The 26,452-nt window shown below is 38.9% G+C and carries 23 protein-coding genes; 12 read left to right on the top strand and 11 right to left on the bottom strand.

The features are described from left to right. Positions 1–21 precede the first annotated feature (21 nt). From BUC12_RS13830 to BUC12_RS13815, 4 genes are all read right to left on the bottom strand, one after another. The gene (locus BUC12_RS13830) at positions 22–717 is read right to left on the bottom strand and encodes a hypothetical protein (protein ID WP_062179096.1); all 696 of its coding nucleotides are present in this window, start codon (positions 715–717) and stop codon (positions 22–24) included. A 271-nt stretch (positions 718–988) separates the two neighbouring features. Beyond that, the gene (locus BUC12_RS13825; protein WP_062179099.1) at positions 989–1,588 is read right to left on the bottom strand and encodes a C40 family peptidase; all 600 of its coding nucleotides are present in this window, start codon (positions 1,586–1,588) and stop codon (positions 989–991) included. 253 nt (positions 1,589–1,841) lie between these two features. Beyond that, on the bottom strand, positions 1,842–3,002 hold the full coding sequence (locus BUC12_RS13820) for a PBSX family phage terminase large subunit (protein WP_062179101.1): 1,161 nt from the start codon (positions 3,000–3,002) through the stop codon (positions 1,842–1,844). Positions 3,003–3,104: 102 nt separating this feature from the next. Beyond that, positions 3,105–5,423: a TonB-dependent receptor gene (locus BUC12_RS13815; protein WP_062179104.1), complete on the bottom strand. Its 2,319-nt coding sequence runs from the start codon at positions 5,421–5,423 to the stop codon at positions 3,105–3,107. Positions 5,424–5,801: 378 nt separating this feature from the next. Here BUC12_RS13815 and BUC12_RS13810 point away from each other — a divergent pair, with 378 nt between their 5' ends. Continuing rightward, positions 5,802–6,488: a porin family protein gene (locus BUC12_RS13810; RefSeq protein WP_062179107.1), complete on the top strand. Its 687-nt coding sequence runs from the start codon at positions 5,802–5,804 to the stop codon at positions 6,486–6,488. A gap of 250 nt (positions 6,489–6,738) precedes the next feature. After that, positions 6,739–8,034: a hemolysin family protein gene (locus tag BUC12_RS13805; RefSeq protein WP_062179110.1), complete on the top strand. Its 1,296-nt coding sequence runs from the start codon at positions 6,739–6,741 to the stop codon at positions 8,032–8,034. A 5-nt stretch (positions 8,035–8,039) separates the two neighbouring features. On the opposite strand, the gene BUC12_RS13800 is transcribed toward BUC12_RS13805, so the two are convergent. Beyond that, positions 8,040–8,486: a hypothetical protein gene (locus tag BUC12_RS13800; protein ID WP_062179113.1), complete on the bottom strand. Its 447-nt coding sequence runs from the start codon at positions 8,484–8,486 to the stop codon at positions 8,040–8,042. A gap of 254 nt (positions 8,487–8,740) precedes the next feature. Here BUC12_RS13800 and BUC12_RS13795 point away from each other — a divergent pair, with 254 nt between their 5' ends. Further along, positions 8,741–10,837: a TonB-dependent receptor gene (locus BUC12_RS13795; protein WP_062179115.1), complete on the top strand. Its 2,097-nt coding sequence runs from the start codon at positions 8,741–8,743 to the stop codon at positions 10,835–10,837. A 38-nt stretch (positions 10,838–10,875) separates the two neighbouring features. Here BUC12_RS13795 and BUC12_RS13790 read toward each other — a convergent pair whose 3' ends face one another. From BUC12_RS13790 to BUC12_RS13780, 3 genes are read right to left on the bottom strand one after another with little or no spacing between them, the layout of a single operon-like run. Then, complete coding sequence (locus tag BUC12_RS13790) at positions 10,876–11,541, bottom strand: HAD family hydrolase (protein ID WP_201780489.1); 666 nt, start codon at positions 11,539–11,541, stop codon at positions 10,876–10,878. After that, positions 11,489–11,875, bottom strand: a complete 387-nt coding sequence (locus BUC12_RS13785) for a VOC family protein (RefSeq protein ID WP_062179121.1) — start codon at positions 11,873–11,875, stop codon at positions 11,489–11,491. Before BUC12_RS13785 ends, BUC12_RS13790 begins: the two co-directional genes overlap by 53 nt. 32 nt (positions 11,876–11,907) lie before the next feature. After that, the gene (locus tag BUC12_RS13780; RefSeq protein ID WP_062179125.1) at positions 11,908–12,558 is read right to left on the bottom strand and encodes a DUF1349 domain-containing protein; all 651 of its coding nucleotides are present in this window, start codon (positions 12,556–12,558) and stop codon (positions 11,908–11,910) included. Between the two features lie 133 nt (positions 12,559–12,691). Between BUC12_RS13780 and BUC12_RS13775 the strand changes: the two genes are divergently transcribed. Next, positions 12,692–13,456 carry a response regulator transcription factor gene (locus tag BUC12_RS13775; protein ID WP_062179129.1) on the top strand — a complete coding sequence of 255 codons (765 nt, stop codon included), beginning with the start codon at positions 12,692–12,694 and terminating at the stop codon, positions 13,454–13,456. A 51-nt stretch (positions 13,457–13,507) separates the two neighbouring features. Here the strand turns inward: BUC12_RS13775 and BUC12_RS13770 are convergent, their stop codons facing one another. After that, positions 13,508–14,215: an SMI1/KNR4 family protein gene (locus BUC12_RS13770; protein WP_062179132.1), complete on the bottom strand. Its 708-nt coding sequence runs from the start codon at positions 14,213–14,215 to the stop codon at positions 13,508–13,510. Between the two features lie 363 nt (positions 14,216–14,578). On the opposite strand from BUC12_RS13770, the gene BUC12_RS13765 reads away from it, so the two are divergent. Together BUC12_RS13765 and hemN are read left to right on the top strand one after the other, a co-directional pair. Further along, on the top strand, positions 14,579–15,823 hold the full coding sequence (locus BUC12_RS13765; RefSeq protein WP_062179135.1) for an MFS transporter: 1,245 nt from the start codon (positions 14,579–14,581) through the stop codon (positions 15,821–15,823). Beyond that, a complete protein-coding gene (gene hemN / locus BUC12_RS13760) occupies positions 15,801–17,168 on the top strand; it encodes an oxygen-independent coproporphyrinogen III oxidase (RefSeq protein ID WP_062179139.1) in 1,368 nt (455 codons plus the stop codon). The genes BUC12_RS13765 and hemN overlap by 23 nt, the downstream gene beginning before the upstream one ends. 88 nt (positions 17,169–17,256) lie before the next feature. On the opposite strand, the gene BUC12_RS13755 is transcribed toward hemN, so the two are convergent. Next, complete coding sequence (locus tag BUC12_RS13755) at positions 17,257–18,357, bottom strand: hypothetical protein (protein WP_062179142.1); 1,101 nt, start codon at positions 18,355–18,357, stop codon at positions 17,257–17,259. Between the two features lie 118 nt (positions 18,358–18,475). After that, positions 18,476–19,936, bottom strand: coding sequence for an amino acid permease (locus tag BUC12_RS13750; protein ID WP_062179145.1), 1,461 nt, complete (start codon positions 19,934–19,936; stop codon positions 18,476–18,478). 247 nt (positions 19,937–20,183) lie between these two features. On the opposite strand from BUC12_RS13750, the gene BUC12_RS13740 reads away from it, so the two are divergent. From BUC12_RS13740 to BUC12_RS13715, 6 genes are all read left to right on the top strand, one after another. Then, positions 20,184–21,134 (top strand): DUF3667 domain-containing protein, encoded by a 951-nt coding sequence (locus BUC12_RS13740; protein WP_062179152.1) that lies wholly within the window; start codon positions 20,184–20,186, stop codon positions 21,132–21,134. 153 nt (positions 21,135–21,287) lie between these two features. Continuing rightward, a complete protein-coding gene (locus BUC12_RS13735) occupies positions 21,288–22,070 on the top strand; it encodes a sulfide/dihydroorotate dehydrogenase-like FAD/NAD-binding protein (protein ID WP_062179155.1) in 783 nt (260 codons plus the stop codon). Between the two features lie 88 nt (positions 22,071–22,158). Continuing rightward, entirely contained in the window at positions 22,159–23,637 is a 1,479-nt protein-coding gene (gene gltA / locus BUC12_RS13730) for an NADPH-dependent glutamate synthase (protein WP_062179158.1), read from the top strand. 278 nt (positions 23,638–23,915) lie between these two features. After that, positions 23,916–24,563 carry a hypothetical protein gene (locus BUC12_RS13725; protein ID WP_062179161.1) on the top strand — a complete coding sequence of 216 codons (648 nt, stop codon included), beginning with the start codon at positions 23,916–23,918 and terminating at the stop codon, positions 24,561–24,563. 29 nt (positions 24,564–24,592) lie between these two features. Beyond that, positions 24,593–25,714 (top strand): hypothetical protein, encoded by a 1,122-nt coding sequence (locus tag BUC12_RS13720; RefSeq protein WP_062179164.1) that lies wholly within the window; start codon positions 24,593–24,595, stop codon positions 25,712–25,714. Positions 25,715–25,787: 73 nt separating this feature from the next. Further along, positions 25,788–26,417, top strand: a complete 630-nt coding sequence (locus tag BUC12_RS13715; protein WP_062179167.1) for an HD domain-containing protein — start codon at positions 25,788–25,790, stop codon at positions 26,415–26,417. Positions 26,418–26,452 lie beyond the last annotated feature (35 nt).

The following is a 26,452-nucleotide window of genomic DNA, read 5'->3' as shown; positions in this document are numbered from 1 at the left end:
GGTTAGATTAAATTAAAACTATCAGGCATATTCTTCCGGCAAAATAGTGATAGTGCAGAGATACTTATTATTCTTATCCAGATATTCGTAACTAATGGTTACACCATGATCTGCCAGATATTTCATTTCAGGATTATGTTTCAGTGTATCAACTACAATCGGGGTATTAGTCGATTTAAAATAGATACTGTCAAAACGCGCCACATCTTCATTCAGTAGCTTGGTAGTATATTCGAGAGTCTTTTGGTAAGTTTTGCAATCGATAAGGCTTATGCCGCTGCCTTCGGTAAAGAGAGGCAATTGCTGTTTTGTCTTTTTTACCATCTCTTTCAGCACCTTTTCAACATTACCATTTCCTAAATGCCTTTCGCGCAGTTTAGGGTCATTTATCGGATTCTTATAATCTTCGGGAGTTATGGTCAATCGACCTAAAGGCTTACCATTTTCATCTTTACAACAATATACGAAATTGACATCCTTTTCGGTCAGTCTCTTCAACTCTTCATTGTTCTGCAAATTGAATAGAAGCACATCTTTCATTTCTTCTTTAAATTCTTCCCGGTCTATCTTGGTTGCATCAATAAACAGAAAAGTATAATTATATTGAAATGTATTATCAGGTAGAACCTCGCAGCTATCGAGCCTGATTGTCTGATCTATGATAATCGGACATTTCTCATTAACGTCCTGCGCTCTTTTTTCTAATTCTTTTTGCATTATTATTTTCGCATTAAGACAGCATATAAACAACCGTTTACAGCTGCAATCTCTAATCCCTTATGGTTATTTATTATAACAGGCTTGGAGCTTATGTTAAAACTCCCGTATCAATAATCTTTCCTTTGATTTTCCAAACTCCGATATCTCATCTAAAGACCTGATATCTTTGTAAGATGCGAATATAAGCGAAAGTTAGGAATAAATGAAAAAAAACGATTCGATTAACGAACCGTTCTTTTATGTTTTATCGGAATATGGTTACATTCCATTACGTAGTTGGAACGCTTTCCGCCAATAATATTTTTTCTGTCGCACCATCTACTCTTCCTCCTTTAACCCATGTACGTTGGTAATATGCCTCATCGAGACTACTGATAATTACTCCATTGGAGCAGGATGCATGGATAAAATGCCTGTTTCCGAGAAATACTCCTACATGATTCACACGCTTTCCTCCACGCGAAGTAGAAAAGAATACAAGGTCTCCGGGGCGCAGTTCACTTTTTGTGATATCTTTTACATCCATTTTTGATATCGCGTTACTGCTTCGTTGAAGAGTAATGCCAAACACATTCTTATAAATCGTACCGGTTAGTCCCGAGCAGTCCATTCCCTTGCTGCTCATACCGCCTCTGCGATAAGGTGTTTTTAACCAGTCAACGGCCTCATTGTATAATGACACCAATTTGCGGTTAGTACTGTCTTTGGGTATTTCGATACCTATTTTAGACTCTAAGACATTTGTTTTTGCTGAACTTTCGGTAGTCGCTGCGGACTTTTTTCTATTCTTGGCTTCTACTGTCGAAAATGCTATTACACAACACAATGTGGCAAGAGCTATTTTAATAGATATCTTTTTTATCTGCATCCGGTAAATTTTCTGAATCTGAATGAATATGTAAAAATGGAATAGGCAAATATATGTATAGTAAATTTACCAAACAAAAAGCAAAAAGTTATTTTCTCTTAAAGCGCCCAATCTTATTGACTAAATCGATTGATAATAAACAATTTATATATACTCTTTTTTTTTCTTAAAAAACACAAATATGATCTAAACATTACAAATCAGATAAATGCATCGTATTTTTTCATCTGCCGGTTATCCATTTCAGATAATTTTACCGTTTTATATAGTAGTCGAAATTTCCTTTTCGGGACATTTTATTCAATGCAACATACCGTAAAGCATCTATAGCATGATTATAACGGTCGATAGGTGTATTGGTAGGATTGCCCGAAACATCAGTCATCCAGCGATAATTCCGAAATTCTTTTATCAGGTTAGTGCTATCTCCGGTCAGGTATTTATGATAACGGTTCAGTATCGACAATCCTGCCAGAATACTATCCCGTCCCTTATTGGCTGGCTCTATAGCCCATCCTTGATGGCGTATCTCGCTGATTGATTTCGGTTCTGCACTGTCGGCTACAATAGATATGCTATGCGGAATATTCAGTTCATCCATGTAATTGCCTATCATTATATTATCATACCCTCTGGCATAGAGCAGCTCACGCATCCACAAAGCTCCCTCCGCAAGCCTTACCTCCACTATAGCTGTCGGGTCATTGGTAAACCCAAAGTCTATACCTACCCAGCGTTGCTTGTAGGTAGAAGGCAGTGAGGGTACGATTTCCCAGTTTTGCATAATCAATCCTATTTTAGAACCGGTTTGCCCCAATCCGTAGACCTGCCACCATTCGGCGTCTTTTTTATTTGATTCTATTTCCTGCACCTGTACATCGGTAAGAAAATCATTATCCAGATATGTAGAGTGTATCAAGACCGATTCGGCACGTGTCAAGACCTTCTCGTCTACCCAAAATTCATGCGACGGATTATAATCCAGAAATATCGTTTCGCGAGTACGGATAGCCAATTGACGATAAGTCTCGAAAGGAACATTAATACATTCGTTCATATATAAAATGTCGCGGGCAGGGCCGTGCACTTTAGCCGGTTGGTCTGCCGAGAAGAACTCGATGCGCGAATGGTTTACTGTATACATCTTGTCCGTAGCATTCCACGCCCTCCTATCCCATTTATTCTCAGTCCGTAGCATATTTTCAAAATCACGTATACACCCTTTCTTCAGATGCGGCATCGATTCCGAGACGATGGATATAAGACGGGGTACAGATGACGACTCCGCTATCAGGTAAAGCAGCTGGAGTATACTCCATGTTTTAGACGAACGGGTCGATCCTTTGTTTACGATAATCCGTTTTTCCTGGTTATAAGCCTCCAGGTTACGGTTAAATACAGAAGTAACTTTCATTTCAGTAGTTTCTGTATAGATAAAATGAAGAATGGCAGTAAGCTTCTATCATACTTACTGCCATCTTTTGAATATATAAATATCCATGAAAAAAAGGTGTCTTTACTTTGCTCCCGACATGATTCCCGAATCGGTATCGCTGTTGTTGATGCGCTTATCGCCTCCGCTAAACTTACGGCCGAAATCTAAGTTAAATGTGAATTTCGCTACATACATCCGAGTCAGATTCTCTGTAGAAACTCTAGTGTTTACGGGATTTAATTTTGCACGATTCTCGCTTTTTTGCTCATAGACTCCTCCAAATGGATTGAAGGCCGCTAACATTACAGACCATTTTTGTCTCTTATAACCTAAGCCCAGCATATGCAGACGCTCTCCTCCGTTCGAACCTTCTCCATAAAAATAATCCCACGGTGTATTGTACATGAATGTACCCATAACATTTTTATATGAACCGTCTACATTCACCCTGAAATAGCGGTTAGTATATTTATGGCTGTAATCGTTTCCTTTGCTTATGTAATGATTGATACCCGGTGTGAAGCTAACAGACAGATTATCTTTGAATGGCTTAATTCTGATGGTCAACTGAGCCATTAAATGCTGATGCGACTTTTGGTTTTCGTAAGTACGGATAAATGCTCCGTCTTCGTAAAATATAGATTCCATTACCGGTTTATTCTGATATTGGTATTGAGTATACAGATCGATACCTATTATTCCTTTATTATATCCTGCTGCAATTGATTGCTGATAAGTCAAGAACGATTTCAGGTTAGGATTACCTCTCCGTATCTGCAAAGAGTCGATAGCCTGCTCTACATTATTCAGATTAGACAGCGAAGGAATATTATTCCATACATTCAAACGATAACGGAAATACAGGTTATCATTCGGGTTATAATTAACCCTTGCCGATGGTTGAAACGTTATACTCTTCTGGCTCTCACCTGCCTGACTGTAAAAAAATCTGGTAGCTGCAATATTTGCCATATAACTGAACTTCCCTACCTTGATCTGATATTCGGCATAGGCTTTTGTATCAGCTTGTTTCATCGAAATATTCGCTATAGTGTTACCTTTATATTCATTTTCAGTATATACCTGCGAATGCTTCATTCCTCCGGTAAGTTTACCATTCCCCATCTTTCTCTCATAAATACCTTCAGCAATCAACGAGTATTTACTCCCCGAGATGTCCGAATATATATCCGTTACGGTAGCTCCGGCACGATGCTCCTGATAAAGCCGGGTATTCTTTGAATCAATATAGGTTCCTACAACATTAAAGATAAGTAACTGTCCGTTTTTCAAATCTTTCTGAAAATAAAGGTCTAAAGCGGGAGACTTTGAATTTTCAGTCGAATGATCGCTTATCGACAGAGGCACACTATTGTATGATGTTTCGATCTTACTGTTACGGTCACTATATGCATTCGGTGTATCGCCATAGATATAGCGAAACGTAGCATTAAAATAGTAATTATCCTTATCCATCAAACTGTAATTCAATGCTGTATTTAGTTCTTTTCTTCTAAAACGAGTGGGCTCTCCTATTTCTGCCCTGTTTATCGATTTATCCGGAAATACAAAAGTTTCGTTATTGGCTTGTACCCAGTCTATATCCCGATAATTATAATATGCATTAGCCGAAAATTCCGATTTCTTATTATTGTATTTTACAGCCAGATAATCTTCAGCAAATCCTAAGCCGCTACTAACGTTATTCATTAGGTCTCCATTCACATTAGCTCCGGATACTCTTCGTTTTGTTATATAATCAATCACTGCAGCCGCATTACCATAGCGAACTCCGGGATCGTCATGAAATTCGATACGGATAATTTCGTCAGGACGTAAAGCCTGTATCTCGGCATTAGTTACCTTCACTCCATTGACTCTCAATTGCACCTCTCCATCTCCGACAGAGGTTACAGCGTTGGTTAAAGGGTTAACTTCTATCCTTGCCAATTGTAGTTTTCTCAACAGATCGAAACCATTAGTCGATGCTTTCACTTGTTCAGCCGACGGTGTTATCAATTTACGGTCTGCCTTATTTATCACCGACTGGGCAGTTACGGTTACATCCTGTAACATTACTGATGATGGTTCGATAGATATATTTCCCAAATCCTGATTTCCCGAATTATTTTTTACAGGAGTATAACATGTTTGGTATCCCATATATGTAACTGATACCAGATAATCGCCCGACGGATTATTAAAGGTAAACAGACCATCTGCATCCGAATATATACCGGTAATCACTGTTGAGTCTTGCTTCATTAAAGATACATTTGCATATTCTATAGGTTGTGCTGCGACTTTGTCAACCACACGTCCCGATATTTTGACATTTTGAGCAGTAACACCTGCCGTAAACAACACTAATACTGCTAATACACCTACCTTAATTTTCATAACACTGTTATATTTTCGTTTTTGTTTCTTTTTGCTGTTTTATAATATGACTCACAGTCACAATAAATAGTTACACATTTTTTATGTTTTTTTCTTGCAAATAAATATACCAACCTTGTGCCAAAAACAGTTAAACACTAAACATCAACAAGTTAAATCAGAAACTAACTTTATCAATTGTAAATAAAATTTACAGTTATGTGAATAAAAACTATACATTTTATAATTTAATGTGTGATTTCACCTAAAACTAAAAGTTTTATTAACTCTGATTTCTTAATTATTACTTACTTTTGTCGGTAGAATAAAACGAACGCAACTTTTTTGGATCCGTAACGTCTTATATAATAAGAGTATTATCCAATTCATAAACAGATTATGAAAGCTAAAAACAAATTGTTTTTGTGTGCAACACTTTTCCTTTCTGCTCTTTGTTTAAATGCTCAGGATTCTCCGTGGGCTATCAGAATCAAAGCAGGAGCAGGATTATCTAACGTATATGTCAGTGCCAACGATAAGTTGGATAGCGATATGAAGCTTGGCTATCAGGCAGGAGCATACGTCGATTATACACTACCCAATAATCTTTTTTTTCAGTCCGGCCTTATCTTCGAAACCAAGGGAGCTAAGTACGAGCAGAATCCGCAGTATAATTATTTCGACTATGGCTATAACAGTTCATATGCCGATGTCTCAGTCTGGCAAAATGAGAAGGTATCTATCAACTCCATATACTTACAAGTACCCCTCTATGTAGGTTACAAATTTGAGGTTGCCGACAATCTTTCGGTCTATTTCTCAGGAGGCCCTTATTTCGCGTACGGAATAGGAGGTAAAGCCACCATTGAGACGTCTCTGAACGGTGAAAAAGAAAAAAATAAAGTCGATGTATTCGGTGATGAGGCATGGAAGCGGTTCGATGCAGGATTTTCGCTGCTGCTTGGGGTCGAACGGAAGCGTTTCTCATTCAATGCAGGATACGATTTCGGAATGGTTAATGTAGACCGCCAGTACGATGTTTATAACCGGAACTTATTTGTAAATGTCGGTTACAGAGTATTCTGAAATATTCGCACAAAAAGCATAAAAATACCCCGGAAACGTACTCCGGGGTATTTTTTTTATATACAAAATCAGATAAAACACACAGGAAACAGAAAAATAATACATATATTCGCAAATACAAGCCTACTATTCTATATGAGAATTTTTCTTTCATCTTACTATCTGGTATTGCTATGCTGAAACAAATGTTTCGGAAAAATAAATTCTATACACATTTACATTTAATAGCAATAATACAATATCTATAATAATGGACATACTCATTATATTATTTCTTATTTTACTGAACGGGGTATTCTCGATGTCAGAGATAGCTGTAATATCAACCCGGAAATCGAAGCTACTGAGCGATGCTAAAAAAGGAGATGCCAGAGCTATGGCGGCCCTTAAACTGGCCACTGAACCTAATAAATTCTTATCGACCATTCAGATCGGAATTACGCTTATCGGCATCGTCACCGGTATCTATTCGGGCGATGTACTGGCAAAAGACTTCGCACCTCTCTTTAATATATTCGGGCTGTCTCCTTCCGCAACATATTATCTGGCACAAATAACTATCGTTATAATAGTCACTTACCTGAGTATTATTTTCGGCGAACTTGTACCGAAGCGAATAGGCATGAGCTTATCCGACAAAGTCGCAAAGTTGGTTGCCCGCCCCATGAACATATTGTCTCATATAGCCTCTCCGTTCGTATGGATACTATCTAAAAGTACAGCCCTTATATTCAGCATACTCAACATCAAGGATGCGGACAACAGAGTGACCGAAGAAGAAATAAAATCGATGGTGAAAGAAGGAACCGAAGGCGGCGAAGTAAAGAAAGTGGAACAGGATATTGTAGAGCGTGTATTTTCTTTAGGTGACCGTAATCTTGAATCGATCATGACACACCGCAGCGAAATAGTATGGCTTAAGCAAACTATGACCTCGCAGGAAATTAATAAGGCTGTACAGGACAATTTATACAATGTATACCCGGTAGCCGATCATAATCTTGATAATATTATAGGAGTTGTATTTCTGAAAGACCTTTTCGGAAAGATCGACAAACCCGATTTCAAACTGGATAATTTCGTCCGTCCATGCCAATACTTTCCCGAGCATATGGACGTGTATACTGCTCTGGATCAAATGAAAAATAATATTATACACTATGCCCTTGTCTGTGACGAGTTTGGGGGTATAGTAGGTATAATTACTCTGAAAGATATACTGGAAGCATTAGTAGGGACAATACCCGGCGACTACGAGGACCCTGAGATAGTAGTTCGCGAAGACGGTAGCTGCCTTGTCGACGGACAATGCCCCTTCTATAATTTCTTACTGTACTTCGATCTGGGAAATCTTTATTTCGAAAACGAATACAATACGGTTAGTGGCTTAATTCTAGACTTGTTGCAACACATCCCTATCACCGGAGAAAAACTTAAATGGAATAATTTTATTTTCGAGATCGTGGATATGGATGGTGCACGTATCGATAAAATTTTAGTAAAGTCTATGCATCAGAATCAGGTTACGACACAAGATAATAATTAATGAAATTATTCCTGAAGCTGAGCTAAACGGCGATCCATGCCTTGTTGTTCAATATCGATACTGTCAAAAGATTTACCTACTTCCAAAACAATCTTAATGTTTCTGGGAGAAGCAAATCTGTTGTCATCTGCTTTCACCACAAGCTTCTGGCGTCCATCACGTTCGATGGTGAACCATTCTCCTTCTAATTTAAATCTGTCATTTTGCGAATCCGCTACTTTAAATTCAACAGGTTGTCCATCAACCAAGATCTTGTTAATCCACCAACAAGTACCTTTTGTTACAAATACCGCTGAATCACGCCCTGCATCCAAACTTGCTTCTCTTTCTGACAATTGAATATTGTCGGTAGTCATCATCGAAGAAAAAGCTTTTTTTAAATCGGCTTGCCAAGAAAAAGACCCTAATAAAAGCGCGCCGAACATAAACGAATACAGATATCTTCCCTTCATAAACGTAATTGATTTTAGTTATTTACTACAGAATAGATCTTTGTGTCATATATAAGACGTAATTTTTTTTAAAATGTTGTGCAGCCCTTCAAAAAAATGATAGATATATAGAATATTAGAATGAATGGATTGAAACTTCAAAATCGCCTGCGTCTCTCACCACATCTAGTGATTGCCGATGTTCTAGAGTTTTGTAACTTTGCAAAAACTAAAAACTAATTTTTTCTTTTTTTAAGAAAAAAAAATGGATTGAAATGAAAAGAAGCTATACTTTGATTTTTCTTTACACCTTACTGTTGAATACACACATTATCAAGGCCGAAGACAACATCCATATTCCTCAGGATTCGATAAAGATGTCTTATACGGCAGATGAAATCGTAATACAAGCGTTTAAAAAGAACGATAATATTTCGGTTCAACCGGTTTCGGCAACCCTCATCACCGACCAAACTATAAGAGACCGGAACATCAGTAATATAAAAGAAGTAAGTGCATATGTACCCAACCTGTTTATACCCGATTACGGTTCTAAAATGACCTCTCCGGCATATATCAGGGGGATAGGTTCACGTATCAATGCGCCATCCGTCGGATTGTACATTGACGGAATACCTTATTTCGACAGGTCTACCTTCGATTTCAATCTCAACGACATCGACAGGATAGAAGTTCTCAGGGGACCTCAGGGAACCTTATACGGAAGAAACACCATGGGTGGAATTATCAATGTATATACCAAATCTCCATTCAAATATAAAGAGACGAACCTGTCTCTTTCTGCTGCTAGTTACGACAACTATAAAGCGGAGGCTTCACATTACGGAAACATCAACAATATTTTCGGATATTCTGCTTCCGGGAACATTTCGCACTCAGGAGGTTACTTCCGGAATCAATTTACAGGTAAAAGGTCGGATCCCGTGGACGCGGCAGCCGGACGCATCCGCCTCAGCTGGCATGTAAACCCTCAATTATATATTCATCTGACATCGGCATACGAATACTCCGATCAGGGTGGTTACCCATACGGGATATACAATCCGGAGGATAATACTGTGCAAAAGGTCAATTATAACGAACCTTCGTTTTATCGCCGCAATGTTTCGACCTCGGGACTAAATGTCGCTTATACTACCAACCGTATTCAGTTGAGCTCGCAATCGTCGTTCCAGTATTTTGACGGACGGCAGGGAATCGACCAGGATTTCAGCCCCGACGATCTCTATTTTGTTGACTTCGGTCAAAGACAGCGTATGGTTTCACAGGAATTTAACCTGAAATCGACAGGAAGCAGCAAATACCAATGGCAATGGGGAGCTTTCGGTTTCGTGCAGGACTTTAGCACCGATAACGATATCGATTACCGGAGTACACAGACACACACACTTCAGGATATAAGTACTCCTACCAGAGGTGTGGCACTATACCACCAATCGACCATCAACGACCTGTTTACAGAAGGATTGTCTCTGATACTTGGCGCACGTTACGACTGGGAGCAAACCAGAATGCATACTGTTGTGAATAGCTTAAAGCCCGACAATAGTATTACGGAAACAATGAATATCAGAAAAAAAGACCACTTTTCGCAATTCACCCCCAAAGCCTCCCTGCAATACCGTTTCACGAACGACGAGATTGTATATTTCTCTGTTTCGAAAGGTTATAAATCAGGAGGGTTCAACACTACCGTTGAGGATGAAAAAGACCGGGCTTTCAAACCCGAACAAAGCTGGAATTACGAAATAGGCACTAAAGCCAGCTGCCTGGATAATTTAATCTACACCGAAATAAGCCTTTTTTACATCGATTGGAAAAATCAACAGATCTCGCAATCACAACCCAGCGGCAAAGGATTTCTGCTACGGAACGCCGGCAAATCGGTTAGCAAGGGAGTTGAGGCTACAGTACATATAAATCCGCTGGAAAACCTGAGCATACAACTCAGTTATGGATATACCCATGCCAAATTCAAACGATATACTGTAAATGAAGAGCTTAGTTATGCAGATAATTATCTCCCCATGGTTCCGTCAAATACTTTCTCCACAACAGCTAACTACTCCATCAGATTACGTAATACTTTTCTGGATAAGATCGTTCTGAACGGACAATACGTAGGTTTAGGCAAACTGTATTGGAACGAAGACAATCTTGCATCACAACCTTATTACGGAGTATTCAACGGAAAAATATCATTCGTAGCTAAAAATATATCCATTGACTTGTGGGCCAAAAATATCGGATGCAAAGACTATATTACCTATTATTTTACATCTATGGGTAAAACTTTCGCACAGGCAGGCAGACCATTTACATTCGGGACGAATATCAATGTTAAATTCTGATATATAGCCATAATACGAACGTTCAGTGAAGTATTGTATTACGAAATGCAGACTCCCTTTTTTCTCATTTCATCCTTTAAGTTCATTCCTTGCTGTAAATGGATAGTGTGAAATCCCAGATTAAAGGCGGCTTTAGTATTCGCTTCGTTGTCGTCTATAAAAAGTGAGTTTTTGGCTTCAATTCCGCATCTTAGAAGTAATCGTTTATATATCTCGGGATCGGGCTTTATAAGTTTTTCTTCTCCCGAGATTATAATATCATCTAATTTTTCGAAAAAAGGATATTTATGATACACCAGCGGAAAGGTCTCAACAGACCAGTTCGTTAATCCGAACAAAAGATATTCCGCTCTCAGGTCATCTATCAATAAGGTATTTTCAATTATCTCGCCACCAACCATATCTATCCAATGGGTATAGAAAAGCTCTATTTCTTTACTATAATCAGGATATTTCAAAACCAATTCGACAATACCATCTATAAAAGGACGCCCTGCATCCTGCTGCTCATTCCATTTATGATTACAAACCTCATTCAAAAAGAAATTTAATTCGGACTCATCTTTAAACACATCCTGATAAAGATATAAGGGGTTCCAATCAATCAGCACACCTCCAAAATCAAATATTATATTCTTTATTTCATCCATCTTATTCCGTGATTTCCACATAATTTCCTTCAGGGTCGAGTACTGCACTTTCATAATATCCATCACCCGTTGTTCTGGGTTCGCTTGCAATTGTATATCCATCTTTGCGCAACCTTTCGGTAAGTTCATCAACCCTACCCTTTTCTCCGACGGAAATAGCAAAATGTGCCAGTCCTTTCAAGTTACCCCGGCTTACAGGAGCTGCCATATCCGGAATATGCATCAGCTCTATACGGGTTCTATTTTCTCCGAAAGACAGAAAATAAGAAGTAAAGTTTCTCTTCGGGTTTACATACTTCTCACCACAAACCATCCCTAAATATTCCATATAGAATTTACGAACCAACTCAATATCTTCTACATAGATTGCAATATGTTCTATCTTCATTTTCGTTACTTTTAATCAATTATTTCAAGATATTATTCCGCATTGTTTTTCAACCAGTTCAACCTGCGCTGATCGGGTAAATGCTTCACCGAAAAATTCTCAAATCTGGCGGTAAATCCATTTCCATCCGGACAAGCTCCCATCAACCCAACCATCACAGGGCAATTATCTTGTAACCACACATTCCGCATCATTACATATTCGTTGTCATCAAAAGAATAAAACACTTCTACAGCATCCAATCGCCTTACAGCTTTTATCCAGACAAACGGTACAGGCTTATCTAAAGTAATAACACTCCAGTCGCTCGTTTTATGAGTAACAACTGTGCTCAGGTTATACTTTCCGTCGACAAACTCTATTCCCGTTTTAATATAGTTCTGGGGGTCTATACGCAACATCAAACCCGACTGGTCGAAACGTACTTTATAGTCGCCCGATATTTTTACTTTTACTTCAAATTCCCCTCCGTAAGTAGTATAATAGAAAGGAGCATCATCTACAGTAAATCCATAATGAGAAATGCGCCAGTAGTCGCTTTGAGGAGTAACATACATAGAGAGGGTATTATCCTTTATTTCCCATTGCTCAGGTTCGTTAAACCATTGCATCTTTTCTAAACTCTGTGCCATTGTATTGCCTGAAATAAAGATCAGAATACTAAAAATCAAAAACTTATTCATGTGTAACATATTAAAAAGAATTATTTTTTGTAAAATATTTAGCTAAATAACCATATAAAAAACTACATTTACAAAGATAAATACCTGTATAATAATAGTCAATACTGATTAATAACCATTTTTAGATGATAAAATGAACATAGTCTCTACATTAAGTGAGCAACTCTTAAGGCAGCCTTTTTCCAAAGGAGAAGATGAATTCAATATCCTCTCAAAGTATCAGCAGATTGCATACGGTTATTCGCTGATCGAAAATTCGATGGCGGTTCTTAGCGATTTGAAAGCTAATAAAAGCTATATATATAATGGTAGCGTCGCGGAGAAGCTGGGTATCGCCGAAAAAGGCAGTGCGAAAAATATAAATTCAATCTGGGAAGAAGATATTTTTGACAGAATCCATCCTGACGATTTATTAATGAAGCATTCTCTGGAACTTCAATTTTTTCACCTATTAAAATCCATGCCTTTAGAAGAGCGTCCGGATTATTATGTCAGGAGCAAAATGCGGATGAAAAATAATGATGGTGAATATATGGCAATACAACACCGGATGTTTTATGTCAGTGGCTGTATCGTAGGTAATTTATGGTTATCGCTTTGTCTTTACGACTTCTTACCAGTAAAGCAAGAGTTTGATGTATCTGAAGGATTAATCATCAATTCTTCTACGGGTGAGACTCTACAACCGGATGTAAAAAAGTGTAATAATATTTTATCTAAAAGGGAGAAAGAAATATTATCATTAATAGAAAAAGGGAAAATGAGCAAAGATATTGCCGAGACGCTATCAATCAGTATCTACACTATAAACAGGCACCGCCAGAATATATTAGAAAAGCTGAGAGTCAAAAACTCTTTGGAGGCATGCCGGGTCGCTAAGCTTATGGGGTTATTGTAAGCAAACTTCCCTTAAAGGAATGAAGCCCCTACCTACATCAACAAGATAAGCTCAAGCCTTAAGAATATCACCGAATAAACGTTGTTCCGAAGCATTAAGTTCTTTCAGTTCAGGTTCGGGTTTGGTTAGAATATCTGACAAAAGACTTTGAAAATTAGAAGCCAATAGCTCCGGCTCATCAGCAGATTCGTGATCTACGTAAACAATACGGTAGTCTCCATTCTCACAGTCTTCATCTAAAAGGTCGAAGCAAATATCAGCATGGTCACTGTATTCACCAATGCTGAACAGCCCCTTATCTAAGATAAATTGTCGTTTCTCGTCATTCTTTTTCTTCAATACAGACTGCCAAACATTTATTGGAGACGGATACAACTTGATATCGATATTCCAGAAAATCTGATAAAAATGCATATATCCCAGATACCATTTGTAACTGTCGGGCAGTTTTATTGAATAATATGATTCCAGTTCTTTGATATCTTTCTGCACAACATTAGCGGGAACAGGCTTCCACTCTTTATACTCATCTGTTATTTTGGTAACTATTAATCCGCTGGTATCAGGTTGCACCAACTTCATCAGCTTAGGCTTTAGCTTATACTCTTCGGGGTTAGATCCGATATACATTTCGGGTTGTACTTCATCTCCATACATCTGAATATAATACCGGTCGATATACATCAGATATTCGTGATGCTTGCGAGCCAAAGCTATCGCTTTGTCTACATAATGTTCTATTATAGTATAATCAGGCATTCCATTTCTTTCTTTTAAATAAAAACACGTCCAGTACGTCAAACAGAATTCCTGTTGCGCGCTCTGTATGGATTATCAACTACCAGCACCCCTGCTGTATTTATGTAAATTCCACCACAGAGTAATTAATTTTATTACCCTAAACACAGTATTTGAGAATAAAGTTTACCAAAATTAAGAATATTTCCATAACAACCACTATGCTAGGCTATAAAGTTATCAACATACAATCTCTAATAATATAAAAAAACAGGCACAAACCGACTCACTACAAATAGTGATTTGGTCACCCGATAGTATTTCGTAAATTTGTAGTAACTAAAAAACTTAGAAACTGATTTTAATAAATCAAACTATAACTGAATGAATCTAAACCGAGGTATAGAAAACGGAGGTCGGCTCTTTACATTCCTGTGTCTTTATATTGCTCAAACAATACCGATGAGTTTTTTCTCAACTATTTTGCCGGTACTGATGCGCCAGCAACATTTTTCATTGGAAACAATCGGGCTTCTTCAGTTTATGAAACTCCCATGGGTACTGAAGTTTCTCTGGTCTCCTGCTGTCGACCGCAGTTGTAATAAGTTGAGCCACTACAAGAGGTGGATCTTTTCGTCCGAACTTATTTACGCCGTTATCATATTAGCAATCTCTTTCCTCGATCTCGAAACCAGTATATATACTATAGTCGCTCTCATAATATTTTCATTTGTGGCATCGGCCACTCAGGACATTGCGACAGATGCGCTGGCAGTTCTTTCTTTCGATAAAAAAGACAAAAGCCTCGTAAACAGCATGCAATCGGTAGGAAGTTTTGCCGGAGCAATGATTGGTGGAGGTATACTTTTATTACTGTACCACAAAATAGGATGGAACCAACTACTCCCCTATCTGGCATTATTTGTTGTATTAGCTCTCATTCCTCTCTTTTTCTTTAAGTCGGAACAAGCAGACCAGCCCGAAAAGAAGAAGGAAATGAAAGCACCGCATCCCGACGATCTTTTAGGGTTCTTCAAACAAAGAGGTATCTGGAAACAAATTATTTTTCTGTTTTTCTATTATGCAGGACTTATCGGCACACTTGCCATGCTGAAACCTATGCTCGTCGACTATGGTTATAATATGAAGGAGATAGGAGTTATGTCCGGTATTATAGGTACATCTATAGGCTGTGTCGGCTCACTGTCGGGCGGATTCATAGTTCGTCGGTTCGGGCGTTTCTGGCCACGTATCATCTTTGCCGGCTTCACCCTTATAACCACAATCTATTTTTACATGCTAATAACCTACCTTCAGGTCAACACTGCTACGCTTCACCTGGGCATTACCCTTCTATGGGCTAGCTACGGTATGTCTACCATTGTGGTGTATACGACAGCAATGGACAGCGTGCGGAAAGGTTACGAAGGTACCGATTTTACGATACAGACAGTTATTACTCATCTCAGCGGAATGCTTATGGCTGCTGCTGCCGGAAAAGTAGCAGGTGAACTTGGTTATGCTAACCTCTTTTTATTCGAAAGCGCTATAGCTGCTTTCTCCCTGATATATATTCTTTTGATTTTCAAGAAAAACATATCTGACAATGAAACAAGAGTTACTCAATAAATACAACGTAGCCGTACCCCGCTACACAAGCTACCCTCCAGCTAATTTCTTTACCGAATCTTTCGATAGGGTCAGCTACCATAATGCAATAGTCGAATCAAATAAAGAGCAACCGCAGGATATTTCGTTCTATATACATATACCATTTTGTTTCAAGATGTGCCATTACTGTGGCTGCAATGCCTTATTGCTCGAAAACAAAAGAGTCGTATCCGACTATATCGATGCAGTAAAGCGCGAGATAGAAATGGTGCTTCCCCTACTCGATCCGGGCAGAAAAATAGCCCAAATACATTACGGCGGAGGCAGCCCCACATCACAGCCGGTATCTGTTTTGAAAGAAATAAACCGGATGCTGCTATCGAGATTTCAGACCATAGATAATCCCGAAATAGCGATCGAATGCCATCCCGGATATTTAGACGAATCGTACTGGATGGACCTGATAGATGCGGGATTCAATCGTCTCAGTATAGGTATTCAGGATTTCGACGAAAAAGTACTCAAAGCGGTAAACCGAAAACCGTCGAAAATGCCTGTAGAGGAAATAGCCGGATTATTAAAATCGAAAGGCATCGCTCTGAATATGGATTTCATATATGGACTACCTCTGCAAACCCCCGAAACATTTGCCAATACAATAAATAAAGCCATCGGAATGAAGCCCGACCGGCTCGTAACATTCTCATATGCACATGTTCCATGGGTAAACCCAAAGATGGCCCTTCTGGAGAAAACAGGCCTGCCAAACGCCGTACAAAAAAATGAATTGTACGAAACAGCCCGCAGGCTACTAACCGATGCCGGATATTGCACTGTAGGGCTCGACCACTTTGTCCGCCCGGAAGACGAACTGTATATTGCACAACAAAACAAGAATCTGCACCGTAACTTTCAGGGATATTGTACCCGTCGTACCACAGGACAAGTGTACGCCTTCGGGGTTACAGGTATCAGCCAGCTTTCTACCGCTTACAGCCAGAACACCAAAGACCTGAATAGATATATCAAACAAGTAAATGCGGGGCAACTTCCTGTATTGAAAGGTTATGCCCTGAACCGGGAAGAGCAAATCACACGAGAAGTAATTACTTCTCTTATGTGTAACTACGAAATTCACTGGACAGATCTAGCCACACATCTAAATAGCAATGTAGAAGATATCAAAGCTGCATTAAACTACAGCGATAGTGCTTTAAAGGCATTCGCGCAGGACGGAATAATCGAATACGACAACAACCATATCCGCATACTTCCGGGAGCTACACCATTCGTTCGTAATGTGGCGGCCTCTCTTGATAAACTGATGCTGAATACTGATAAAAGGTTTTCGACTGTCGGCTAACACATATCATTTATTTAAACAAAATAAAAAATCCCGGAAGCACAATGCTTTCGGGATTTTTCTTAAAAGATACTTATTTAGTCGAATTTTATCGTCTCTCTATTTTAAGGATATCTTTAGTCGCAAAGTTAACAGTACGTCCTTCAGACATTCTGAACTGACATACTTCATTATCTATTTCAACTAAAACCCCTGTCAATTTTGCTCCATTTTTGAAATACAAAGTAGCAGGATAGTTAGATACCGCCGCATTAGATGCATAAGTATTCTGTACAGGAGCACTATACACTTCAACTACAGTAGACTCATATTGTTGCTGTGGTTGAACAGGCACAACATATTGTTGAGGCTGCTGTGAAGCGACATAAGCATTACAATGCTGTTGAGGTGCAGCATATTGCTGTTGGGGTTGAGCTTGGTAATATTGTTGCTGAGGCTGAGCCTGATAATACTGCTGTTGGGGTTGGGCCTGATAATATTGTTGTTGAGGCTGAGATTGTACATATGGCACAACATTTCCATCCTGAACAGTCATCAAACCATCATATGGATTAGATCTTTGCACTTGTTGCGGATTATTAACTCTGGACTGACGTCTATTCATCATAGCCCTATACTCAGGGGTATACATATCGTCAGAAAGAGTATATGCATTTGGTCTGTTCGACAAGTTATTATCTAAAGCTTTGTTACGTCCGCTATTATATTGGGGTTGAGAATAATCATCATAATAATAGTCCTGAGACTGATAAGTCTGTCTGTTTTGTCTAACGGGTTGCGGAGCCTGATAAGTATTATACTGAGGCTGTCCTGTCATATCAACATATTCGGGAGTATATTGTGGTGCAGGAGAAATAGCTATCGCCACATTCGGTGCATCGGGTGCATAATAACTACTACTTTCAACAGGAACGTTGCTGCTACGCACAACACGTTTTGTCTGAACTACAGTACTAGCATCATCGGGTGCAGTGTATGTGGTAATAACATCGCGATTAGCACTCTTCTTTGCATATACTCTGGTACTACCCGTTTCCATGTCCTGACGCTTAGTATCCCTATTAGCACGGTAGACCGTTCCTTTGGCCTGATCATCGTATACTACCACACTATCACTACTTTTACAAGAAGCCAATACTGCACTAGCCATTACGCCTGATAACATTAACAATTTAAATTGCTTTTTCATATAAAGAGTTGAGTTTGTTCATTCTAGGTACAAAAATAGACATTTATTAATAATAAACAATAAAAATTGAAAATTAGTTAATATTTAACTTTACAAATATGTTAACAGGATCAGGACATCATTTTTTCAAAGACGATTTGTTCAATACACTATGCTTTTGACCATAGGCTAAATATAAGATAAGCCCGGCTAAAGTCCAGATTATAAGCCTTACCCAAGTACCCCAAGGCAAAGCCAGCATCTGCATAATACAAACCCCCGCTCCCAAAAGCGGTACAAAAGGAACAAAAGGAGTTTTAAACGGTCGCTTTAAGTCGGGTTGGGTCTTCCTCAAGACCAATATAGAAATACATACAATAGAAAACGCCATTAATGTACCAATTGAAACCAGTTCGGTCAATACATGCAAAGGAAACAATCCGGCAAACACCGAAGTAATAACACAGGCTAGAAAAGTAGCACGATGAGGTATACCACTCTTTTTATGTATTTTAGATAGAAATTTAGGCAATAAGCCATCTTTAGATATAGAATAGTAGATCCGAGACTGCGCCAGCATCATCACTAAAATAACGGAACTAAGACCGGCAATAGCACCTAGTTTAATAAACGGACTCAACCACGCCAAACCTGAACCCGTGCGGTCTATAGCCAGTGCAATTGGAGCCGCCACATCCAGATCTTTGTAATTTACAATCCCCGTCAAAATAGCTGTTACCGATATGTATAAGACAGCACATATCAATAATGAAATCAAAATACCTTTCGGCATATCCCTTTGCGGATTTTTTGCTTCCTGAGCAGCGGTCGATAAAGCATCAAAACCGAGATAGGCATAAAATACAACTCCGGCTCCACGAAGCACCCCACTCCATCCGAATTCTCCAAAACTACCTGTATTTGCCGGAATATAAGGATCCCAGTTACTAGTATCAATATACGATAGCCCAAATCCGATAAAAAGCAAGATCACCCCGACTTTTATCACCACAATAATATTATTGATAAAAGCAGATTGCTTGATCCCCCCTAATAATAAAGTGGAAACAAGCACAATAATAAACACAGCCGGAAAATTAAAGAGGCTACCGGTCATCACCCAACCGGCTTCGGTATGATCAAATGTGGCATACGACAAATGTTGAGGCAGGTGTATCCCCCAGCCTTCGCAGAGGCTCACTATATAACCCGACCACCCAACAGCAACACTAGAACAGGCAAACAAATATTCGAGTACAAGCACCCAGCCGATAAACCAGGCTAATCCCTCGCCCATTGTAGAATAGCTATACGAATATACACTACCGGCAACAGGAATCATTGCGGCAAATTCGGCATAACAGAGTCCAGCCATTATACATCCGACCACCGATATAAGAAAAGATATAGTTAACCCCGGACCCGCATAGTTAGCTGCTGCCGTTCCGGTAATTACAAAAATACCTGTCCCCACTATTGCGCCAATACCCAATGTGACTAGATTCGCTGCGGTAAGATTTCGCCTCAATCCATCATTCGAACCCTCCGCTTCAGTGAGCATCTGATGAATATCTTTTTTCCTGAAAATTTTTTCTAGCATTATATTATTATGTGTTTTTACATTTTGGTTACAGTGATTGCCAAAATTTCGACAAATTTAATAAAAAACAGCAAGAATAAGACACTGAGGTTCAACAATCAACAGAATGAAAACAAATCAGCCCCAAAGTCGGAAATAATGCTAGTACAAACCAGTTTAGGAGAAAAGAAAGGAAGCGAATTAAATAATTTTAATATATATTTGCAACATTCATTATTATCAAGAATGTTCTAAAGGGTATATATACATGAGTCATGCGAAAATAAGGGCTGAAAAAACCTGTCAGAATTGCGGAAAATATGTAGCAGAGCGATTTTGCCCGCATTGCGGACAGGAAAACACCGATATTAATTATACATTTCTTCAACTAATACATCATTTTGCAGCCGACTTATTCCATTACGACAGTACATTTTGGATAACAATTAAACACCTTATCTTATCGCCCGGAAAACTTCCCAAAGAATACATTTCGGGAAAGCGCAAAAGCTATGTTGACCCTATCAAGCTATACATATTTGTCAGTTTCATTACATTCTTTCTCTATGGAATACTCGGAACCAACAGTATTCAGGTAGATATTAATGCTACGAGTGATCATACGACAGAATTCACGGTAAACGGCACCAACAAAGATACCGGCAAAGCAATCGAAATCGAAATAAGCACAATCGCACAATTAGATTCAATTTCTGAAATTTATAATATACCAACAGATCAATATTATTCTACTAAATATGCAATAAAGGCCCTATCCAATATACTTAACAAAAATAAAAGTGAAAAGATATGGGAATTCATAACCCACAACCTTACCAAGGTACTATTCATATATATGCCGATCTTCGCCTTTTGGGTATGGATATTCCATTTTCGCCAACGAAAATACTATTCGGACAGCGGTATCTTCACTCTATACTATTTTTCCTTTATCTTGCTGATAATGACATTCCTCAATCTTCTGAGCTTCATAATGAATAAAATCGGGCTTATTCCATTTTGGGACAAGATCGACAGCTTTCTTACTCTCCTATATTTAGCATATATCATATGGTACTTTTTCAAAGCACATCTATACTTCTTTGAAGAGAAAAAAAGTATATCCTTTCTCAAATCATCCATTATCAGCGCAATAGCTATAATTCTGATATCAGTCATCATGGCGCTTTTCGCGATGTATGCTCTTGTTGCAATATGAAAAATATAATTTACACATTGAGGAGCAAATGCTAACTCCGGTTAACTTTTTAATATTTAGATATTCGAATACATATCAATAGTTAAACTTTCGTCTATATAAGTTAGATAAAATCTATTGTTTTCTTATATTTGTAATCAAACTAAAAATGACATGAATAGAATTATCCGAAAACAATACTTTTCGCCCAAAGTGGTTGAGTTCGTAGTCGAAGCCCCTTTGATAGCCCGAAGCCGCCGTGCAGGACATTTTGTTATAGTAAAAGTCGGTGAGAAAGGAGAACGTATCCCACTTACTATCGCTCAGAGCGATCCCGAAAAAGGCACCATCACTATAGTTGTACAAAGTGTAGGCGTATCATCCGAAAAACTTTGTAACCTGAACGAAGGCGATTACATTACCGATCTGGTAGGCCCTTTAGGTAAAGCAACCCATATCGAAAACTACGGCACAGTAGTATGTGCAGGAGGCGGTGTAGGTATAGCTCCTATGTTGCCGATTATCGAAGCTATGAAAAAAGCCGGAAACAGAGTGATTTCTGTTTTGGCAGCCCGTAATAAAGACCTTGTCATACTTGAAGAGCAAGTTGCGCAGTATTCGGATGAAGTCATTGTTATGACCGACGACGGATCGTCAGGACAAAAAGGGTTGGTAACCGATGGTGTAGAATCGGTAATCAAGCGCGAAAAAGTAGATCTGTGTGTAACTATCGGACCAGCAATTATGATGAAATTCGTATCGCTTCTCACTAAAAAGTATGATATACCAACAATGTCGTCACTCAATACAATTATGGTTGACGGTACCGGAATGTGTGGAGCATGTAGAGTTACAGTCGATGGAAAAACCAAATTCGTATGTGTTGATGGTCCCGAATTCGATGCCCACAAAGTTGATTTCGACGAAATGCTGATGAGACTTAAAGCCTATAGCTAAGGCCTCAGACCTGAATATTGCTTAATTATACATTATATATAACCGTAAATACGGAAACTTCTTTTTTCAAGAAAACGATCAGAAAAAAATGACACGAGAAGAATATATGAAACAAAGGCGGAGCGAGCCTTGGAGGGACGAACTGCGCAGAAGCATAAAAGCTAAAGAACGGGGCGAACGTGCACGTGTGCATATGAATGAACTCGATCCCGAATTTCGCAGTCACGAACTGAAAGCTGAAGTTAATCAGGGACTTACCAAAGAGCAAGCTGTTGCAGAAGCTTCACGCTGCCTCGATTGTGGTAATCCAACCTGCGTAACAGGCTGCCCTGTAGAGATAAACATTCCTACATTTATCAAGAATATCGAACGGGGTGATTTCCTTGAAGCATCACGCACACTGAAAGAAACCAGTGCCTTACCTGCCGTTTGCGGACGCGTTTGTCCTCAGGAGAAACAATGCGAAGCCCAATGTATATACATCCAGAAAATGGGTAAGGAACCCGTAGCCATAGGATATCTGGAAAGATTTGCTGCCGATTACGAGCGTCTGAACGGAATCATCCCTGAACCGGAAACTCCAAAATCGAACGGTATCAAAGTAGCAGTTGTAGGTTCCGGACCTGCCGGACTATCATTTGCCGGAGATATGGCGAAAAGAGGATACGACATCACTGTCTTCGAAGCATTACACGAAATCGGAGGAGTATTGAAATATGGTATTCCAGAATTCCGTCTTCCTAATGATATTGTAGATTTTGAACTAGATGTACTGAATAAAATAGGAGTTAAGTTCATAAAGAACTGTATTGTTGGAAAAACGATTTCTCATGAAGATCTTTTGAACGAAGGCTTTAAAGGAATCTTTGTAGCCAGTGGAGCAGGCCTGCCCAACTTCATGAACATCCCCGGTGAGAATCTCATAGGTGTAATGTCGGCAAACGAATTCCTTACCCGGGTCAACCTGATGGATGCCTCAAATCCCGAAAGCGACACCCCTGTGCAAAAAGGAAAAAGTGTTGCTATCATCGGTGCCGGTAATACAGCTATGGACGCAGTCCGTACCGCACGCCGTCTGGGTGCCGAACGGGCAATGGTTGTATATCGCCGCTCGGACGAAGAGATGCCTGCCCGTGCTGAGGAAGTAAAACATGCTAAAGAAGAAGGTATCGAATTCCTTACCCTGCATAATCCAATCCGGTACGAAGGTGACGCAAATGGCCGTTTACAACGAATGCTGCTGCAGAAAATGGAATTGGGCGAACCTGATGCTTCGGGGCGTCGCAAGCCCGTACCTATCGAAGGAGCTACGGAGTGGATTGATGTAGACGAAGTTATCGTCAGCGTGGGAGTATCTCCTAACCCATTGATACCATCAACCTTCTCAGGATTAGATGTTACCAAATGGGGAACCATCGTTATTAATCAGGATACAATGGAGACAGACTTACCCGGAGTATACGCCGGAGGTGACATCGTACGTGGAGGAGCCACCGTCATTTTAGCTATGGGTGATGGCCGTCAGGCAGCTGCTGCGATGGACTCATCACTATCAAAAGTTAATTAACATTTGTGAAAATTGTCTAGACACCTATTTCAAGGCCTCAGACACAGATATAAGTGTTAAATACACATTTATCAAAAACCTAAGTTTCATACTTAGGTTTTTTTATATACTTTTGCATTCGAGATTAAACTATCATAAAGAAATTTATATAAAAGCATTTGATTATTTGAGAAAGATATTCTTTCTTTATAACAGCAATAAATCCTATATAAAACAACAAAAAGACAAAATCCTCCCATTAAATAAATAAGCTCTAAATTTTTAAAATTTGCATCGTTATGACAAATGAGCATTATCTTATCAATGAAGTATTTGACCGACTAGACGAATGGCGCAATTTTCCTGCATTTTTATTACAACGCAGAACCGACATCCTATTCGGAATTTATTTACCCTGTATTATTGAAAAGAAGTTTGGGATAAAACCCGATCACATCATCCCCGAATTCCCTGTCAGTGCCGGTACTGTTTTCGACGCCGACCTCACCCATTCTACTGATCCTCTGAAGATTGACTATCTAGCTGTAAACGAAAGTCAAAAAGAAGTATATCTGATAGAATTAATAACAGATGTTAATACAGTGCTACCCTTGCAACACAATTATATAGGCGAAGCAAAAAAACATAATATTCCCAACTTGGTAGATGGAGTAATAGCTATCCGCCAAGCGAGCATGATCAAGAAAAAGTACGATAATCTGCTTTCCAAACTGAATGAAATGGGATGGGTAGACAATACCCTGCTGAAAAATACTTCAAACCATTATACGGTAAAAGTAGTTTGCATCCAGCCGCAGAATGTCAAAGGGAATAATGAAATTATTACATTTGCGGATATTGTCGAATACCTGTCCGACAAAGAGGATTTTTTTACCCGTCGTTTTTGTGAATCACTTACACACTGGACTAATAATCCTAACGAATAGAACAGGTTAATTCATAAGAATACCTTCTGATGAACAGATTAAAAACAACACTCTTTTTTATACTACTCATAAATATAACCTTCAGTTGTACGCAAAGTAAACACTCTGAGCAAAATACCGAAACAGTAACAGCGGCAGCGTCCCACACTACCGATAAATGCGATACGGTAACCAACTTTCCGTATATAGAAATATTTATACCGGGAGAAACCGCATGGAATACTGATGCTTATGCCTTCGGGCTTAGCAAATACCGGTTTACATTCGATAAACCGACCCAAGTATATGCCGCACCGGATAAAGACGGTATAATATCTATTCTGGACCCATTTACACAAATAACAATAGAAAGGGAAGGTGTCGAACCCCAAAGTAAAGTCAAATGGTATTATATCCGTTACAAAGGAAGCAATGACCGCCGGTTCTATCAGGATACATTCGGATACATCAAAGACGAAAATATAGATATCGGCAATACTTACAATCAGTTTATTCTGGGAAAAAGTGCAACCGGAGATTCCAATCACCGATTTAAACTCGTATTCACTCCCTGCGAATACGCATCCTACAACGTTAAAATATCCGACACCCTATCGCTTGACATTAAGCTATTTGACATAGAGTATTACAACCAGTACTTTATAGAAGATTCGAGGGCATCACTTAAAGGTAATCCTAAAATTGCACGCATATACTGGCATCATGGAGAAAGTTGTCCCGAATCGGAAGGCAATGTCTTTGTAGTAAAAACCGATACCAAACTGGTCGAACTACCCCACTCTTACGCGAGTGGCGAATACGGGTTCAGCGATTACAAACAAATATATCTTCCGGTGCGGTTTGATAATGGAAAAACTTTATTAGTAGCTAATGCCGATGTCAGAAACATGTACAATGAGTATGACCAAACGACTAATACAATCGAATATCCTGAAAGTTCGGGTATCCCCATTAACGAATTAATTGTAGAAATAGAAGCCACCGAAGAAGGCAAATCCGACGGAAACGGCAATATTCTGGAAGATAAAAACGGTTCGCCTATTATGGAAAAAACTCATCATATAATTCGTTACTATCGCTGGGATGGGAAGGAAGTAAAACCAATAAAAGAGATTGTTCACAAAAAGCAAAATGCGGAAGATATACGGTAATTGAAAACCGGAAGAGAGTGTAATTCGATAATTATTCATAAATTAGTATCGAATTACACTTATTTTATATCTTATGCTGAAACAAGTATTTACAGAACTCGTAAGGAATTATTCGGCAGATAAAAATACCGCTGCCCGATTTTGGAACGAAATAGTAATCAACCTGCATGATGCCGGCAGATATTATCACGACCTGACTCATCTGAAACAAATGTATAATGAACTGCTTGAAGTAAAAAATCAGATTGAAGATTGGCATAGCATATTATTTGCCCTTTATTACCACGACATCATTTACAATACCCAACGCTCTGACAATGAAGTTGAAAGTGCTTCCCTTGCAGAAGAACGATTGAATGAAATCGGCTATCCCAAAAATCGTATACAAAGATGTATCATGCATATTCTGGCAACCAAAGGGCATAGCTTGAATGAAGACAATGACACTAATCTTTTCACAGATAGCGATTTATCGATATTAGGGTCTGATACCAAAGCATATACTGCCTACAAACAGAATATCCGCAGCGAATACTTTAACTACACAAATACAGATTATATATATGGCAGAAAAAAGGCACTCGCACATTTCCTGAATATGAATTCAATATTCAAGACCAAGTATTTCATTGAAAAATACGAACAGCAAGCCCGTATAAATCTGGAAGAAGAACTAGATCTCTTGTCTTCAGGAATCATTTAAATCATATTGGCTCACCAATCAGGTTATCAATTAAG

This window comes from Indolivaga macrotermitis (assembly GCF_900128985.1).
GTDB lineage: Bacteria > Bacteroidota > Bacteroidia > Bacteroidales > Dysgonomonadaceae > Dysgonomonas_A > Dysgonomonas_A macrotermitis.
Note: the sequence above shows the minus strand (reverse complement) of the source record. Positions and strands in the feature narration are given on the sequence as shown.

Coding starts and splice junctions, on each gene's coding strand:
- BUC12_RS13830 (WP_062179096.1), bottom strand. CDS start 717: ATGCAAAAAGAATTAGAAAAAAGAGCGCAGGACGTTAATGAGAAATGT.
- BUC12_RS13825 (WP_062179099.1), bottom strand. CDS start 1,588: ATGCAGATAAAAAAGATATCTATTAAAATAGCTCTTGCCACATTGTGT.
- BUC12_RS13820 (WP_062179101.1), bottom strand. CDS start 3,002: ATGAAAGTTACTTCTGTATTTAACCGTAACCTGGAGGCTTATAACCAG.
- BUC12_RS13815 (WP_062179104.1), bottom strand. CDS start 5,423: ATGAAAATTAAGGTAGGTGTATTAGCAGTATTAGTGTTGTTTACGGCA.
- BUC12_RS13810 (WP_062179107.1), top strand. CDS start 5,802: ATGAAAGCTAAAAACAAATTGTTTTTGTGTGCAACACTTTTCCTTTCT.
- BUC12_RS13805 (WP_062179110.1), top strand. CDS start 6,739: ATGGACATACTCATTATATTATTTCTTATTTTACTGAACGGGGTATTC.
- BUC12_RS13800 (WP_062179113.1), bottom strand. CDS start 8,486: ATGAAGGGAAGATATCTGTATTCGTTTATGTTCGGCGCGCTTTTATTA.
- BUC12_RS13795 (WP_062179115.1), top strand. CDS start 8,741: ATGAAAAGAAGCTATACTTTGATTTTTCTTTACACCTTACTGTTGAAT.
- BUC12_RS13790 (WP_201780489.1), bottom strand. CDS start 11,541: ATGAAAGTGCAGTACTCGACCCTGAAGGAAATTATGTGGAAATCACGG.
- BUC12_RS13785 (WP_062179121.1), bottom strand. CDS start 11,875: ATGAAGATAGAACATATTGCAATCTATGTAGAAGATATTGAGTTGGTT.
- BUC12_RS13780 (WP_062179125.1), bottom strand. CDS start 12,558: ATGAATAAGTTTTTGATTTTTAGTATTCTGATCTTTATTTCAGGCAAT.
- BUC12_RS13775 (WP_062179129.1), top strand. CDS start 12,692: ATGAACATAGTCTCTACATTAAGTGAGCAACTCTTAAGGCAGCCTTTT.
- BUC12_RS13770 (WP_062179132.1), bottom strand. CDS start 14,215: ATGCCTGATTATACTATAATAGAACATTATGTAGACAAAGCGATAGCT.
- BUC12_RS13765 (WP_062179135.1), top strand. CDS start 14,579: ATGAATCTAAACCGAGGTATAGAAAACGGAGGTCGGCTCTTTACATTC.
- hemN (WP_062179139.1), top strand. CDS start 15,801: ATGAAACAAGAGTTACTCAATAAATACAACGTAGCCGTACCCCGCTAC.
- BUC12_RS13755 (WP_062179142.1), bottom strand. CDS start 18,357: ATGAAAAAGCAATTTAAATTGTTAATGTTATCAGGCGTAATGGCTAGT.
- BUC12_RS13750 (WP_062179145.1), bottom strand. CDS start 19,936: ATGCTAGAAAAAATTTTCAGGAAAAAAGATATTCATCAGATGCTCACT.
- BUC12_RS13740 (WP_062179152.1), top strand. CDS start 20,184: ATGAGTCATGCGAAAATAAGGGCTGAAAAAACCTGTCAGAATTGCGGA.
- BUC12_RS13735 (WP_062179155.1), top strand. CDS start 21,288: ATGAATAGAATTATCCGAAAACAATACTTTTCGCCCAAAGTGGTTGAG.
- gltA (WP_062179158.1), top strand. CDS start 22,159: ATGACACGAGAAGAATATATGAAACAAAGGCGGAGCGAGCCTTGGAGG.
- BUC12_RS13725 (WP_062179161.1), top strand. CDS start 23,916: ATGACAAATGAGCATTATCTTATCAATGAAGTATTTGACCGACTAGAC.
- BUC12_RS13720 (WP_062179164.1), top strand. CDS start 24,593: ATGAACAGATTAAAAACAACACTCTTTTTTATACTACTCATAAATATA.
- BUC12_RS13715 (WP_062179167.1), top strand. CDS start 25,788: ATGCTGAAACAAGTATTTACAGAACTCGTAAGGAATTATTCGGCAGAT.